The sequence below is a fragment of the Dactylosporangium maewongense genome (assembly GCF_039531485.1).
Taxonomy (GTDB): domain Bacteria; phylum Actinomycetota; class Actinomycetes; order Mycobacteriales; family Micromonosporaceae; genus Dactylosporangium; species Dactylosporangium maewongense.
Genome location: NZ_BAAAQD010000059.1, coordinates 19,309 through 34,853 on the forward strand (window position 1 = coordinate 19,309; position 15,545 = coordinate 34,853).

A 15,545-nucleotide genomic window follows, 5' to 3' on the forward strand; every position below is an offset into this window, starting at 1 on the left:
GAGTGCCCATGCGTCGACAGCTCCGCCGCGCGTGCCTCGCCACGCTCGCGGCGGTCTCCCTCATCCTGCCCGTCACCGCGACACCCGCCCACGCGGCGGCGCGGTTCCGGGTGCTGGTCTTCTCGAAGACGACGAACTTCTACCACGACTCGATCCCGGCCGGGATCACCGCGATCCAGCAGCTGGGCGCGGCCGACAACTTCGAGGTCGAGGCGACCACGGACGCCGCCGCGTTCACCGACGCCAACCTCGCCCGCTTCGACGCGCTCGTGTTCAACAACACCAACTCCACGCCCGCAGCCGGCGACCTGCTCAACGCCGCCCAGCGCACCGCGCTGCAGAACTTCGTGCGCGCCGGCAAGGGCTGGGTCGGCCTGCACGCCGCCACCGCCAGCGAGCGCGACTGGACCTGGTACGAGGGCCTCGTCGGCACCATCTTCGAGAACCACCCGGACTTCAGCGCCACCGGCGGCGTGTACCCGGGCCGGATCAAGTTGCTCGACCACGCGCACCCGTCCACGAAGAACCTGCCGGAGCTGTGGGAGCGCAGCGAGGAGTGGTACAACTGGATCACCAACCCGACCGGGAAGGTGCACACCCTCGCCCAGATCAAGGTCCGCGACGGCATCGCCGGGCTCAACGAGGGCGTCGACCACCCGTACTCGTGGTGCCAGAACTACGACGGCGGCCGGTCCTGGTACACCGCGGGCGGGCACAGCAGCTCCTCGTTCAGCGAACCGGCGTTCCTCGACCACCTGCGCGGCGGCATTGAGTGGGCGGCCGGCGCCGTCCCCGGTGACTGCAGCGCGACGAAGACCGGCAACTTCCAGCGCGTCCCGCTGGTCGACCAGAACCTCTCGGACCCGTTCGAGCTGGCCGTCCTGCCCGACCGCCGGGTGCTGTACATCCAGCGCACCGGCCAGCTCAAGGTGATCAACCAGGACACCCTCGCGGTGACCACCCTGCTGGACTTCGGCTACACCCCGGACCTGCTCACCCAGTCCGACGGCCTGCTCGGGCTCACCGTCGACCCCGGCTTCGCCACCAACCGGTGGGTTTATCTGCTGTACACCGACAAGGTCTCCAAGCAGATCAACATCGCCCGCTACACGATCGGTGCCACAGCCACCGACCCGAAGGTGCTGCTGACCATCCCGACCTGGCGCGGTGAGGGCCGGGCCAACTCGCACATGGGCGGCGGCCTCGCCATGGGCAAGGACGGCCTGCTGTACGCGGCGATCGGGGACAACACCGACCCGTTCGAGTCCAGCGGCTACACCCCGATCGACGAACGCTCCGGCCGCCGCGCCTGGGACGCGCAGGGCACCGCCGGCAACACCAACGACCTGCGGGGCAAGATCCTTCGGATCCGGCCGAACGCGGACGGCACCTACAGCAACCCGACCGGGAACCTGTTCGCGCCGGGTACCGCCAAGACCCGGCCGGAGATCTATGCGATGGGCTTCCGCAACCCGTTCCGGATCACCGTCGACCCGTTGACCAACGCCGTGCTGGTCGCCGACTACGGCCCGGACGCCCGCGCCGCCGACGCCAACCGCGGCCCCGAGGGCACCGTCGAGTTCGACCGGGTCACCTCGGCCGGCAACTACGGCTGGCCCTACTGCATCGGCAACAACACCCCGTTCAACGACTACAACTTCGCCACCAGCACGGCCGGGGCGAAGTTCAACTGCGCGGCGCCGGTGAACAACTCGCCGAACAACACCGGCCTGACGAACCTGCCGGCCGCCCGCGGCGCGCTGGTCTGGTACGCCTACTCCGCCTCGACGCAGTTCCCCGAGGTCGGTACCGGCGGCGGCGGCCCGATGTCCGGCCCGGTCTACGACTACGACCCGGCCAACCCGCGGGTGACGAAGTTCCCCGAGTACTACGAGGGCAAGTGGCTCGTGTACGAGCTGACCCGCAAGTGGTTCAAGACGCTGTCGATCCACAAGACGGCGCAGACGTTCACCGACGCCAGGTTCGGCCCGACGAAGGTCGGCGACCTGCAGTCCATCAACCCGGTCTTCCCCGACTTCAGCTGGGTCCAGCCGTTCGAGGCGGAGTTCGGTCCCGACGGGTCGCTCTACGTCATCGACTTCGGCGCCGGGACGGGCTCCGGCCGCGGCGGCACGAACGACGGCGCCGGCATCTACCGCATCGACTACGCGGCCAACGGCAGCGCGCCGGTCGCGAAGATCGCCGCGGACAAGGACTCCGGCCCGACACCCCTCGCGGTCAACTTCTCCAGCGCCGGCTCCACCGCCGGGGTGACCTACGCCTGGGACTTCGACGGCAACGGCACGACCGACTCCACCGCGGCCAACCCGTCCTTCACCTACACCACGAAGGGCCAGTTCAACGCGCGGCTGACGGTCCGCAACCCCGCTAACGGCCTGACCGCCGTGGCCACCACCCAGATCACCGCCGGCAACACCCGGCCCACCGTGACGATCAGCGTGCCCGCCGGCGGGTTCGCCGACTTCGGCGACCGCATCCCGTACACGGTGACGGTCACCGACCCCGAGGACGCCTCCATCGTCTGCACGCGGGTCGTCACCCAGAGCCTGCTCGGCCACGACAGCCACGCGCACCCGCTGGACAACTACACCGGCTGCTCGGGGCTGATCGTCACGGACGCCGGCGCCGGCGACGGGCACGGTCCCGGCCAGAACCTGTACACCGTGCTGACCGCGCAGTACACGGACGGCGGCGCGACCGGCGGGGTGCCCGCGCTGACCGGCTCGACCCAGGTGCGGCTGCGCGCCAAGAGCACCGAGGCCGAGCACCTCACCAGCAGCTCCGGCGTGACCGTCTTCGACCGGGCCTCGGCCCGCGCCGGCAAGCGCGTCGGCGACATCGACAACAACGACTGGATCCAGTACGGCGCGGTCAACCTCAAGGGCATCGGCTCGGTCACCGCCGGCGTCAGCAGCGTCTACGGCGGCACGATCGAGTTCCGCAACGGGTCGCCGACCGGCACCGTGCTCGGCACGATGACCGTGCCCAACTCAGGCAGCTACGACAACCTCGTCTCCCCGACGGTGAACCTCACCAACCCCGGCACCACGTTCAACCTGTACCTGGTGTTCAAGAACCCGGCGACACCACCGCCGGCGGGCACCTACCTGATGTCGATCGACTGGCTGCGGTTCAACGGCGCGGGCGTCAAGCAGGAGACCGGGGCCAGCGTCACCGGCACCGCGACCCCGGCCACCGGCGGCCCGCGGACCGTGTCCTTCAGCGCGGTCGCCACCCCACCGGCGGGCCGCACCATCGCGAAGTACGAGTGGGACTTCGGCGACAACGCGGCGGTGTTCACCAGTACCACCACCGCGACGACGACCCACGCCTACAACAGGGTCGGCACGTTCACGGCCCGGCTGACCATCACGGACAGCGCGGGCGCCCCGCACGCGACCATGGTGACGGTCACCGTCACGTAGCACGGTTCCACCCTCCGTCGGCGGCTCAGCCAGGGCCGCCGACGGTGTCCGTGCGCAGCTGGACGAGCAGTTCACAGCGACCGCTGACCAGGGTTTTGTAAACCTTTTTGGAGATGTTGACTCGGTATCGGGGCGCTGCGACGGTACTCGGCATGATGACCCGCCGCACCCTGTTCGCCGCGTTCGCCGCCGCCGGTGGTGCCCTCGCCCTGCCACGGCCGTCGGCGGCCGCGGTCACGGACCCGGTCGCCGACGAGTACCACCGGCTGCTGCTCGTGCACACCCGCTGGGTGCAGCAGCAGTGGGACCCGGCGACCGGCGCCTACCGGGCCGCCGACTTCCGGTTCGCCGCTGTCCTCGGCAACGCCGTCCTGCTGACCAGCGACGGCTACGACGCCGACCTTGCCGGCGTCGACGCGGCCACCCTGCGCACCCGGACCCTCGCCACGATCACCCGGTTCGCCGCGACGAACAAGCTCGCCGGCGGCGCCGACTGGGGGCAGCGGCTGTTCTGGGACTCGACGTTCGAGCTGTACTTCGTGCTCGCCGCGCGGCTGCTGTGGGCGGACCTGGACGCGACCACCCGCGCGAACGTGGACAAGATCGCGCGGGGGCAGGCCGCGTACGCGTACGGGCTGGGCACCGGCAACGACCCGCTCAGCGGCTCCTGGACGCCGAACGGCAGCACCGGCGGGTACGTCGGCGACACCAAGCTCGAGGAGATGGGCGTCTACGCCCAGGCCATCGCGCCCGGCCTGGCGTGGGCGCCCACCGGCGACGCCGACGCGGCCCGCTGGCAGGAGCGGTTCGTGTTCTGGGCGGCCAACTCCAGCGGCCTGCCCGCGGCCGACCGGGCCAACCCGGCCGTGGTCGACGGCCGCGCGGTCAGCGCCTGGAACGTCGCCCGCAATCTGCACGACACGTTCATCGTGGAGAACCACAACTCGGCGAACCCGCACTACCAGGCCGAGCTGTGGCGGACCGCGGGGCGGGCGGCCGCGCACTTCCTCGCCGCCGGCCGGCCGCTGCCGCAGGTGCTGACCCGCCAGCCCAACGGCCGCGAGCTGTGGGCGACGCTGCGCCTGCTGGCCAGCGACGCGGGCGAGCCGGTGATGCCGATGGTCGCCGACCGGTACCACCTGTACGGCCGCGACGTGCTGCCCCTCGCGTTCCTCGCGCAGGTCCAGGGCGACCCGCACGCCGCCCGCGCCGAGGCCGACCTCGCCGCGCGGCTGATGCCGTACCTGCAGTACGCGCCGCAGTACCGGCTCACGAAATTCAGCGGCGAGGAGAAGTACGAGCCGGAGGCCCGGGCCGAGCTCGCCATCGCTTACCTGTTCCACCGCTGGCGCAGCACCCCGGTGCAGCCGGTGACGTCCGCCGAGTTCTTTGCCGCGGCCGCCGGTACCCGCGATTTCGGCCCAGCGGTCGGGCTGACCGCGCACCAGAGCGCCACGGGCTTCGCCGCCGCGGTCACCAAGCCGGGCCAGGTCAAGTTCCTGTGGCAGCCGGGCCACGACAACTGGCTGATCGACACCCGGGCGCCCGCGTTTCTGCCCGCCCAGACGGCGGCGCCGCTGCGGCAGTCGACCGTCGCGTACACCACCGCCCGCGACGGCGTCGACTCCACCGCCACCGTGCTGCAGACCGCCGCCGGCTGGGCCGGCTACGCCACGCTGCCGACCGGCACCGTCGTCTACACCGGACCGGGCACCGCCACGCTGACCCTGTTCAACCTGTCGATGCCCGGGGTGCCCGGCCTCGACGGCAGCCGCACGTTCACCGGCCCGTCCGGCAGCGTGACCCCGCAGACCGGCGTCGGAGACGGCGGCACCGACCGGCTGACGTTCGCCGCCCGCACCGCCCGGCACGTGCGGTTCCTCGGCCGGGCCGCCGCCACCCAGTACGGCTACTCGCTGTTCGCGTTCGAGGCGTTCGGCACGGCCGGCACCGACCTGGCCCGCGGCCGCGCCGTCACCGTGTCCTCGGCCGACCCGGCCTACCCCGCCGCGAACGCCGTCGACGGCAACGCCGGCACCCGCTGGGCCGTCGCCCGCGAGGAGCGCGGCCGCGCCGACAGCTGGCTCGCCGTCGACCTCGGCAGCAACGTCCAGCTCACCGGCGTGACGCTGACGTGGGAGGCCGCGTACGCCACGTCGTACCTCGTGCAGACCTCCACCGACGGCGTCACGTGGAGCACCGCCGTCACCGCACCCGACGCCACACTCGGCGCATGGGCCGGGATCGACGGCCGGGCCGGGGTCGTCGCGCACGGCGCCGCCGGCCCGATCACCGCCTCCCCGACCCTGGTCAGCATCCCGGCCGCGACCCTCGTCGAGGGCTACACCGGCACGGGCACCGACCTGGCCGCGGCCGCCGCCCGGCGCCTGCCGACCGGCGGGCCGTCGACGCTGCGGCTCAGCGACGCCGACGGGTACCTCACCCTGCTCAACCTGTCCACGACCGCGGTCGACAACGCGGTGCTGACCCTGACCCGCGCCGACCGGCTGTACCGGGGGCTGTCCGTGGTCCGCGCCGACGGCCGGCTGGACCTGACCGCGTCCGTGCCGGCCGCCGGCGGCGCCGTGCGACCCACCCGGTTCACGGTGACCGGCACCGCGCCGGCCGGCACCCGGTTCAACGTCGCCGACTCGCACCACCTCACCGTCACCGCCCCGGCCGGCGCGGCCGTCGACGTCCGGCTCGCCGCCGGCGGATGGTCCACGCAGGCTCAGGTACCGGCCGGCGCGACCCGCAGCTACACCGCCACGTTCGGCGGGCCGGTCACCCCGGCGACCGACCTGGCCCGCGGCCGCACCACGTTCCCGACCTCGCCGCTGCCGGCCGGCATGGGTGAACCGTCCCGGGCCGTCGACGGCGACCCGGCCACGTCCTGGCGGCCCGGCCCCAACGGGCGGATGGTCGTCGACCTCGGCACCGCCCGGACCGTGACCGCCGTGTCGCTGGCGTGGACGACCGGTGCCGCACCCGCCGCCCGCATCGAAACGTCCACGGACGGGGTGACCTACGCGACGCTCGGCGGGTCGGTGTCCGCCCGGTACGTCGCCGTCGCGGTGCCGGCGTGGCGCACCGGCGACCCCGATCTGGTGCACCTGTCGGTGACGTGACTTCACCGTAGCCGGCATAAGGCGACCTGAAGCGAATCGTAAGCGGCCCTCGGCAGAGTGTTCCCTGTCAGCAGCGATCACCACGACCCAGCCGGGAGAGCCTCCGATGCGCAAGCTCATCAACTCCACCTACCTCACCCTCGACGGCGTCATCGAGAACCCGATGTGGACGTCGCCCTACTTCGCCGAGGAAGCGGTCGAGGTGGCCTCCGGGATCACCAACGGCGCGGACGCGCTGCTCATGGGCCGCGCCACCTACGACGGCTTCTCGCAGGCCTGGCCGGCGATGGACGAGAACGATCCCGCCACCGGCGCCGCGTTCTTCAACAACGTCAAGAAGTACGTGGCGTCGACCACGCTGAAGGACCCCTCCTGGAGGAACACCGAGGTGCTGGAAGGGGACCTGGTCGAGGCGGTCGCGAAGCTCAAGGAGCAGGACGGCGGGAACATCGTGCAGTACGGCTACGGCGCGGTCACCGCGCAGCTGGTCACGGCCGGCCTGGTCGACGAGGTGAAGTTCTGGATCCACCCGGTCATCGTGGGCGCCGGCAACTTCTCCAGCGTGCTGAGCGATGTCAAGGCCACGTTCGAACTCATCGACACCCGGGTCTTCACCAACGGTGTCATCGTCGCGACCTACCGGCCGAAGGCCACCGCCTGAGCGAGGCTGAGTTTGGCGCCCTCGGCCACCAGCTCGTCGAAGCGTTCCTGGCCGAGCGCGGCAACCGCCCGTCGCGCCGCCCGGTCGAGCTCGTCCTGCTCGGCCGGGGCGGCCGGGGCGAAGTTCTGCTCGCGGGCGGTGGCCGCGGCACCCAGCAGCCGGGCCGCCACGGCCGGCTCGGCCACCGTGGCCATGCCCTCGACAGCGCCGATGCCGTCGCGAGTGGAGCCGATGGCGCTCTCGTACGCCTCCATGTGCAGTGCCCGGGCGGCCGCCGGGTCGCCCTGCAACTCCCGCGCGTAGGCCAGCTCGACCAGGATCATCGGCAGGTACGGCGGCGGATTCGGCTCGACCCGGCCCTGGTCGGCGATGCGGGTCAGGTGGGTGACGGCCTGTTCGAGGCGGCCCGAGCGGCGGGCCGCGATGCCGAGGCTCATCTCGGCGAACACCACCGCGGTGGGCGCGCCCTGCCCCACGGCCAGCCGGTAGGCGCGTTCGGCCAGCTCCCGCGCCGTCTCGTGGTCCAGGCGCTGTACCGCCAGCCAGGCCAGCCACGACAGTTTCGCGCCGACCTGCGGCGACAGCGAGAGCTCGGTTGCCCAGCGCAGCCCTTCCCGGTGCAGGGCGGCGGCCCGTTCGGGCTGGCCGCGGAACTCCGCCAGCCCGCCGAGCCAGTCGCTGGCCCGCAGCCGCCCCCACCGGTCGCCGAGCTCGGCGAACAGCGCGTCGCTGCGTGTCGCGGTCGCCTCCAGTGCGGACAGGTCACCGGCGGCGTGCGCGAGCATCGCCCGCGACGCCAGCACCGCTGCCTCGGTCCACGCGTCGTCGTACTGCTCCGGCAGCAGCTCCGCGGCGAGCGCCAGGTCACCACGGTCCATCACGGCGTCCGCCACGAACCAGGCCGACCGTCCGGCCGGGTCCAGGGCGAGCACGTCCCGTACGTTATCGGGTACCCGCTCACCCTGCAGCAGCGCCAGCCCGAGCCGCCAGGGCGTGGCGAGGCGCTCCTCGTCGGCCGTGCCGGTCAGCGCCAGGGCGGTGCGGGCCTCGCTGAGCCGCCCCCGCAGCACCCAGTACCAGGTGAGCGCCAGCGCCATCCGCAAGCCGCCGCCGTGCGTGAGCGCGGCCTGCAGGTTGGCCCGCTCGGCATCCAGGATCGCGAGCCACCGCTGCTGCTCGGGGCCGCGCAACAGCGGGTCGGCGTGCTCGGCGAGGGAGCGGAAGTAGCCGGTGTGCCGGCTGCGGACCGCGGCGGCGTCGGTGAGCCGCGCGGCGCCGAACTCCGCGATCGACTCCAGCAGCCGGTACCGTGGCCCCGGCTCGGCCACCACCAGCGACCGTTCCACGAGCCGGTCCACGGCGTCCAGGCCGGCGTCGCACACCTGCTCGGCGGCCTCGGGCGTACAGCCGTCGCGGAAGACCGACAGCCGGGCCAGCACCGCACGGTCCTGCGGGTCCAGCAGGTCCCAGCTCCACGCGATCACCGCGGTGAGGGTCCGCTGCCGTTCCGGCACGTCCCGCTGCCGGGTGGTGAGCAGCTCGAACCGGTCGTCCAGGCGGTCCACGACGCCCTGAACGCCGAGCGCGCGCACCCGGGTCGCGGCCAGTTCGAGGGCCAGGGGCAGGCCGTCCAGCCGGCGGCACAACTGCGCCACCGCGGGTGCGGTCTGCTCGTCGAGCCGGAACCCGCGGTGCTGCGCTGCCGCGCGCGCCGAGAACAGCCGTGCCGCGGCCGATCGCCGCACCGCGTCGACGTCGGCCGGGTCGCCCGGCAGCGCAAGCGGGCCCACCTCCCAGACCTGTTCGCCGGTCAGCAGCAGCGGCTCCCGGCTGGTGGCCAGCACGCGTACCCCGGGCGCGTCGCGCAGCAGCCGCCCGACCAGCGCGGCGGCCGCCGCGATCACGTGCTCGCAGTTGTCCAGCACCAGCAGCATCTCGCGGTGCCGCAGCGCCGTCACCAGCCGGTCGGTGGCGGACCCGGTGGTGCCGGGTGCCTCGTGCAGGCCGAGCACCCCGAGGACCTGCTCCGCCACCCGCGGGTCCGCCGGCGGCAGCGGCGCCAGCTCCACCAGGTGCACGCCGTCCGGGTGGACCTGTTCGGCGGCGGCCGCCGCGGCGAGCCGGGTCTTGCCCACCCCGCCCGGCCCGACCAGGGTGAGCAGCCGGACGGCCGGGATCAGGGCGCGCAGCTCCGTGAGGGCCTCGGCCCGGCCGATCAACTCGTCCAGCTGGGCGGGCAGGCTGTTGCGGACGATCGCGGACTTCGGCGGTGCGGTGAGGGCCGGATCCTGCTCGAGGATCTGCCGGTACAAGGCGGCCAGTTCCGGTCCCGGGTCCAGGCCCAGCTCGTCGGCGAGCCGTTCCCGCAGACCGGCGTAGCTGTCGAGGGCGTCGGCCTGCCGTCCCGCGGCGTACAGGGCACGCATGTGCAGGACGCGCAGCCCTTCCCGCAGCGGGTGGAGATCGACGAGCTCGGCCAGCTCCGCGGCGACCAGGTCGTGCTCGCCGCGGGCCAGCCGCGCCGCGGCGAGCCGCTCGTGCACGAGGAGGCGCTGCTCGGTGAGCCGGGTCGCCTCGGCGCGCGCGAACTCCTGGTCGGCCACGTCGGCGTATGCCTGGCCGCGCCACAGCGCGAGCGCCGCGCCGAGCCGGTCGACGTCGGCGGCGTCGGCGAGCGCGGCGAACCGGTCGGCGTCGACGTCGTCGGCCCGCAGCCGGTAGCCCGGCGGCCGCGACTCGATCAGGTCACGCGCGCCCGGTTCGGCGTCGTTGAGCGCCTTCCGCAGCTGTGACACCCGCACCTGCAGCGCGCCGGCGGGGTTCGCGGGTGCGTCGTCGCCCCACAGGTCCTCGATGAGCCGGTCGGCGGAGACCACCGTGTTGCGGTGCGCCAGCAGATCGGCCAGCAGCATGCGCACCTTGGCGCCGGGCACGACCACCGGCTCGCCGTCGGCGGTGGTGACGGCGAGCGGACCGAGGATCCCGAAGCGCACGACGGATCATGTTACGGCGGTAAGCCGACCGTAAGCGCGGGCCCGCACACTGCGCCGTATGGAGATGTACTTTGAGGAGCACGGTGACGGCCCGGGACGGCCCCTGATCCTCGTGCCGGCCGCGCTGTCGGGCATCCATACGTCGTTCGGCACGCTGCTGCCGTTACTGGCCCGCACCCGGCGTGTCGTCGCCGTCGAGCTGCCGGGGCATGGGCGCAGCCCCGACTGCGATGGGCCGTACACCGTCGGGGGCTTTGCGGCGCAGGTGGTGCAGCTGCTGGACCGTCTCGGCCTGGCGCGAGCGGACCTGCTGGGCTGGGGGCTGGGCGCCGCGGTCGCCCTGCGGATCGGCACCCACCACCCGGCGCGGGCCGGCCGGCTCGTGCTCGCCTCGCCGGCCTTCGACCGCGGTGGCCTGCATCCCGGGCTGCTCGACGGCGCCGCGCACCTGCGGCCCGAGCACCTGCACGGCTCCGAGCTGCACGAGGAGTACCTGCGTACCGCGCCCGACCCGGCGGGCTGGGATCGCCTCGTCACGAAGATGGCGGTACTGGACGCGCATCCGCCGCGGTGGACGGCGGCGCAGATCCGCGCCCTGCGGGTGCCCGCACTGGTCGTGGTCGGCGACGCGGACATCGTCCGGCCGGAACATGCCGTGCGGATGTTCCGCCTGCTCGGCGGCGGTGTTCCCGGCGACGTCTGCGCGATGCCGCGCTGCCGCCTCGCGATCCTTCCCGGCACCACCCACACCTCCCTGCCGCACCGGGCCGGGCTGCTGGTCCCGCTGGTTGAGGAGTTCCTCGACGAGGACCTCGCAGACGTACGCACGGTGCCTCCATCGTCGGATTCGCCTTCGCTCGCGTGCTCGGCTTCAACCTGCTACCCAGGCTAAGAACGTCGGCGCGGCTGTACCGGCCGGCGGCCGGGGAGGACGAGACGGAGGGGCGGGCGTCGGCTCGTTCATGCTGCCGGCTTGAGCACTGCGGTGACCACGTGGCCCGTGCGGGGCCCAGAGGGTATGACGTCTGGGCCCCGCGCGGGACGGGAGTGTCAGCGCTTCATGAGGGCGAAGACTCCCCAGCTGAGATACTCACGCCCGTAGCGCGCGTAGCGGGCGGGCTCGGTGGTGAGTTCTTCCCGTACTTCGTGGGCGAGTTCGTCGTCCGGGTTCTGGTCGAGCCAGCGGCGCAGGTTGAGCCACTGGGCCGCGGCGTAGCGGTCCCAGCTGTCCTGGTCGGCCAGCATCATTTCAACGACGTCGTACCCGAGTTCTTGGAACTGCTCGATCAGCTCCGGGAGGAGCAGGAAATCGGCGATGGAGGTGGCGTGGCATGCCTTGGCGGTCTTTTCGTCCGTTGGGGTCTGCCGCCAGTACGGCTCGCCGATCAGCATCAGTCCGCCGGGGCGCAGGCTGCGGTCGAGCAGCTCGGTCGTTCCGGCGACGCCGTTGCCGATCCACGTGGCGCCGACACAGGCGGCCAGGTCGACCGGCTGGTCCGCGACATGGCCGGCGGCGTCACCGTGGATGAACTCGACTCGGTCGGCGACGCCGAGTTCGGCGGCGCGGGCCTGGGCCTGCTCGGTGAAGACCGTGCTGATGTCGACCCCGGTGCCGGTGATCCCGTGGTCACGCGCCCACGTGCACAGCATTTCGCCTGAGCCGCTGGCCAGGTCGAGGGCTCGTGTCCCGGGGGCGAGGTGGAGCGATGCGCCCAGGGCGGCCAACTTGTCCGCGGTCAGCGGGTTGTGGATCCGGTGGCTGCTCTCACGGATGGTGAAGATGCGGGGAAGGTCCATGACCAGATTCCTTTCCGTCATGCCTTGAAGTGCGGGGATTGCTTGAGGGCGCGTCGAAGCCGCGCGCCGTGCTTCATCGGCCGCTGTAGCTCGCCGCGCAGCCGCGCGTCGGTGCGGGAGGCGGCACAGGTGTTCTCGCGCCACAGCCGGTGGTAGCTGTCGAAGCGCCGCTGGGTGAGGTAGCCGTCCTCGACGGCGGCCAGCCCGGCGCAGCCCGGCTCACTGATGTGGGCGCTGTCCGCGAAGCGGCAGTCCCGCGCCGGGTCGGTGATCTCTGCGAAGGTCTGGTCCAGGCCTTCGTCGTCGTGCAGCCCACGCCGCGCAGGAGGAGAGAGATCAGATGGGTATGACGTGGGTCGATGAACCACGGTGGAGACCTTTGAACGGGGGCCCCGCCGGACGACAGCGTGCCGAGAACACTCCTACGAGGGAGGAAGGCAGGCGAAGGTCAGGACGAGGCCCGGGAGGTGAGGATGATCCTGGCACCGCACACAGCGGGCGTCTCCACGCCAGTCATCAACACACCTCCTTAGATCGCCGTCAGCGAACTGGTCATCGCTCCGGCAAGTACGGTAACACCCTCCGTGGACGTCGGCGCCGCTTGGGATGGCACGTTGGTCCGTTCCTGGTCGTCACGGACGAACGCGGATGATCGTCTTCCCCTTGCGTCGCTCAGTCGGGTTGAGGGCGGCGACGGCATCGTCGAGGGCCGCAACGTTGCCGATGTTCGTCCGCAGCCGTAGGTCACGCACGCGCTGGACGATCTCACCCAACTGGGCGCGATCGGACTCGACGACGAAGTCGATCGCCAGGCCATCGGCGGGCCGCGCCTCGGGCGGCCCCACGACGGTCACCAGTGTTCCTTCGGCCCGGATGAGGCCTGCGGACCGCCTCTGGATGCCTCCGCCGATGACGTCAAATACCAGGTCGACGCCGCCGACGTCCTCCAGGGCGTCGTTGTCGAGGTCGACGAAATCCTGCGCGCCGAAGTCGAGCGCCTTCTGACGGTCGGCAGCGCGCCCTGTACCGATGACATACGCGCCGGCCTCACGTGCGAGTTGCGTCACCATCGTCCCGACTGCGCCGGCCGCGCCGTGCACGAGGACGCTCTGCCCCGCCTGAAGACGGCCGTGTTGGAACAGCCCCTGCCACGCGGTCAGGCCCGAGATCGGCAGGCTTGCGCCCACCGTGAAGTCGACGTCGCCGGGCAGCGGCGCGAGGTTGCGTGCCTCGATGGCCACGTACTCCGCCAGGGTGCCGTCGCGGTGCCAGTCCGCGAGGCCGAACACCCGCTGTCCCACCGACAGCCCCGTCGTGCCATAGCCGAGAGCGGTGACCACTCCGGCCAGTTCGTGTCCAGGGATCGACGGTGTTCGGTCATGGTCGAGGCGATCGGTCCAGGTCGAGGGCCACGCCAACTCAGTCGGGACGAATCCCGACGCATGAACCTGAACAATGACGTCACCAATCGCCGGCTCCGGCTCGGGCCGCTCCACCAGCGTCATCCCGGCCGTTCCTGCGGCCTGATCGGTCACCACAATCGCCTTCATCCGGCACCTATCGCGTTGTTCGTGTCGGCTGGTACGGGCTCGTGGAACTGTCCGGACGCGTAGATCGTGTCGCCGTGCTGCACGGCCTGTGCCGACTGGCCATCGCGGACCAGTCCAATGACGTCGTCCGGTGCGAGTTGTCCGATGGCTCGGCAGTGCAGACGCTGACGAGCACGTACCCGGTCGGGTCGAGCACAAACCCGGTCGACTGCAGGTAGACCGGGTCAGGGTTGACGAAGCGCCTCACCGGGATCAAGGGGACGGCCGCGGCGGCTATGGACAGCGGGTGCACCCGTGCCGGTCGAAGCGTCGTCGGCTGGGTAGAGATGGGGCCATGGACTTCGGAGTCGGATATTTCCCCACCCACGATGCCATGGCGCCGGGTGACCTGGCGCGGCTGGTCGAGGAGCGCGGCCAGTCCGCCGTGTTCTTCGCCGAGCACACCCACATCCCGGCCAGCCGGGACACGCCGTACCAGGATGGGCAGGAGCTGCCGCAGAAGTACTGGCACACCTACGACCTCTTCGTCGCGCTGACCGCGGCCGCGGCGGCCACCAGCCGGCTGCGCATCGGCAGCGGCATCTGCCTCGTCATCGAGCGTGACCCGATCATCACCGCCAAGGAGGTCGCCTCGCTCGACCAGCTCTCCGGTGGCCGTTTCGAGTTCGGCGTCGGCGCCGGGTGGAACCGCGAGGAGATGCGCAACCACGGCACCGACCCGCGGGTGCGCATGGCCGTGCTGCGCGAGCGGGTCGAGGCGATGAAGGTGATCTGGGCCGAGGAGGAGGCGTCGTACCACGGCAAGTACGTCGACTTCCAACGGATCTGGTCCTTCCCGAAGCCGGCCCAGCGCCCCCACCCGCCGATCCTCGTCGGTGGCATGGGCCCGGGCGTGCTGGACCGCGTGCTGGCGTTCGGCGACGCCTGGTTCCCCAACTACGGCGAGGGCGTCATCGAGCGCATCGGCGAGCTGCGGGCCCGGGCCGAGCGCCAGATCGACGTGCAGGTGCTCTCGGCGCCGGCCGATCCCGCGGTCCTGCAGCGCCTCCACGAGGCCGGCGTCCAGCGCGCCAGCCGGTGGATCCCCTCGGGCCCGCGCTCGATCGTCGAGCGCGGCCTCGAACAGTGGGAGCGGGCCATCGCCGACTTCGCCGGCGAAGGCGCGTGACGCCGGACGAGTGCCGGCAGCATTTCGGGGCGGCGCGCGTCGCCCGGCTGGCCACCGTCGCCCCGGACGGCTCGCCGCATGCCGTGCCCATCGTGTTCGCGCTGGAGGGCGACACCGTCTACCACGGCGTGGACGCCAAGCCGAAGCGGCACACCGCCCTGCAGCGGCTGGCCAACCTGGCCGCCGAGCCGCGCGCCGCCGTGCTCGCCGACCATTACGAGGAGGACTGGTCCGCACTGTGGTGGGTCCGCGCCGACGGCATCGCGCGCGAGGTCGACCCGGCGGGGGAGGAGGGCCGCCGGGCGCTCGGGCGGCTGGTGGCGCGCTACCCGCAGTACCGAATCCGGGGCCTGATGATCGCGATCGACGTCGCGCGGTGGACGGGCTGGTCGGCCTCGTAGAGTCGGGGTCATGACCGACTTCTCCGCCGAGCACCGGCGGCTCATCGACGCCGTCGCCGAGCGCCCGGGCGCGCAGATCGCCGAGGCGACGGTGGCCTACGACCATGACGGGCAGCCCATGGAGGGCTACCGCGCCCACGACGCCGCGGTCGCCGGGCCGAAGCCCGCCGTGATCATCGTGCACGACTGGACGGGGCTGCGGGAGTACCCCAAGGCCCGTGCCCAGATGCTCGCCCGCCTCGGCTACTACGCCTTCGCCGCCGACCTCTACGGCACCGGGCGGCGCTTCGAGGACCACCAGAGCGCGGCGGCGGAGGCCGGGAAGTACTACGGCGACCTCGGGCTGATGCGCGCCCGGGTCCGCGCCGCCTACGACGTCGTGGCGAACGACCCGGCGGTCG

General features: G+C 72.3%; 11 protein-coding genes. 7 read left to right on the forward strand and 4 right to left on the reverse strand.

Going from position 1 to position 15,545, the window contains the following annotated elements; genetic code table 11:
* The first annotated feature begins 8 nt into the window (after positions 1-8).
* The 3 genes from ABD332_RS58430 (at position 9) to ABD332_RS58440 (ending at position 7,235) form a co-directional block, all read left to right on the forward strand.
* Positions 9-3,446, forward strand: a complete 3,438-nt coding sequence (locus tag ABD332_RS58430) for a ThuA domain-containing protein (protein ID WP_344515565.1) — start codon at positions 9-11, stop codon at positions 3,444-3,446.
* Between the two features lie 152 nt (positions 3,447-3,598).
* Complete coding sequence (locus tag ABD332_RS58435) at positions 3,599-6,574, forward strand: discoidin domain-containing protein (RefSeq protein ID WP_344515567.1); 2,976 nt, start codon at positions 3,599-3,601, stop codon at positions 6,572-6,574.
* Between the two features lie 106 nt (positions 6,575-6,680).
* Positions 6,681-7,235, forward strand: coding sequence for a dihydrofolate reductase family protein (locus ABD332_RS58440; protein WP_344515569.1), 555 nt, complete (start codon positions 6,681-6,683; stop codon positions 7,233-7,235).
* Here the strand turns inward: ABD332_RS58440 and ABD332_RS58445 are convergent.
* Complete coding sequence (locus ABD332_RS58445; RefSeq protein ID WP_344515571.1) at positions 7,211-10,228, reverse strand: AfsR/SARP family transcriptional regulator; 3,018 nt, start codon at positions 10,226-10,228, stop codon at positions 7,211-7,213. The two genes, ABD332_RS58440 and ABD332_RS58445, sit on opposite strands and share 25 nt — an antisense overlap.
* A 58-nt stretch (positions 10,229-10,286) precedes the next feature.
* On the opposite strand from ABD332_RS58445, the gene ABD332_RS58450 reads away from it, so the two are divergent.
* Entirely contained in the window at positions 10,287-11,120 is an 834-nt protein-coding gene (locus ABD332_RS58450; RefSeq protein WP_344515573.1) for an alpha/beta fold hydrolase, read from the forward strand.
* A gap of 158 nt (positions 11,121-11,278) precedes the next feature.
* Here the strand turns inward: ABD332_RS58450 and ABD332_RS58455 are convergent, their stop codons facing one another.
* The 3 genes from ABD332_RS58455 to ABD332_RS58465 form a co-directional block, all read right to left on the reverse strand.
* Entirely contained in the window at positions 11,279-12,025 is a 747-nt protein-coding gene (locus tag ABD332_RS58455; RefSeq protein WP_344515575.1) for an SAM-dependent methyltransferase, read from the reverse strand.
* 17 nt (positions 12,026-12,042) lie between these two features.
* Positions 12,043-12,393 (reverse strand): ribosome small subunit-dependent GTPase A, encoded by a 351-nt coding sequence (locus tag ABD332_RS58460; RefSeq protein WP_344515577.1) that lies wholly within the window; start codon positions 12,391-12,393, stop codon positions 12,043-12,045.
* A gap of 264 nt (positions 12,394-12,657) precedes the next feature.
* Positions 12,658-13,575, reverse strand: a complete 918-nt coding sequence (locus ABD332_RS58465; protein ID WP_344515579.1) for an NADP-dependent oxidoreductase — start codon at positions 13,573-13,575, stop codon at positions 12,658-12,660.
* Positions 13,576-13,909: 334 nt separating this feature from the next.
* On the opposite strand from ABD332_RS58465, the gene ABD332_RS58470 reads away from it, so the two are divergent.
* From ABD332_RS58470 to ABD332_RS58480, 3 genes are all read left to right on the forward strand, one after another.
* The gene (locus tag ABD332_RS58470; protein ID WP_344515581.1) at positions 13,910-14,743 is read left to right on the forward strand and encodes an LLM class F420-dependent oxidoreductase; all 834 of its coding nucleotides are present in this window, start codon (positions 13,910-13,912) and stop codon (positions 14,741-14,743) included.
* Complete coding sequence (locus ABD332_RS58475) at positions 14,740-15,144, forward strand: TIGR03668 family PPOX class F420-dependent oxidoreductase (RefSeq protein WP_344515583.1); 405 nt, start codon at positions 14,740-14,742, stop codon at positions 15,142-15,144. Before ABD332_RS58470 ends, ABD332_RS58475 begins: the two co-directional genes overlap by 4 nt.
* 10 nt (positions 15,145-15,154) lie before the next feature.
* A partial coding sequence (locus ABD332_RS58480) for a dienelactone hydrolase family protein (RefSeq protein ID WP_344515585.1) occupies positions 15,155-15,545 on the forward strand: 391 nt, incomplete at its 3' end.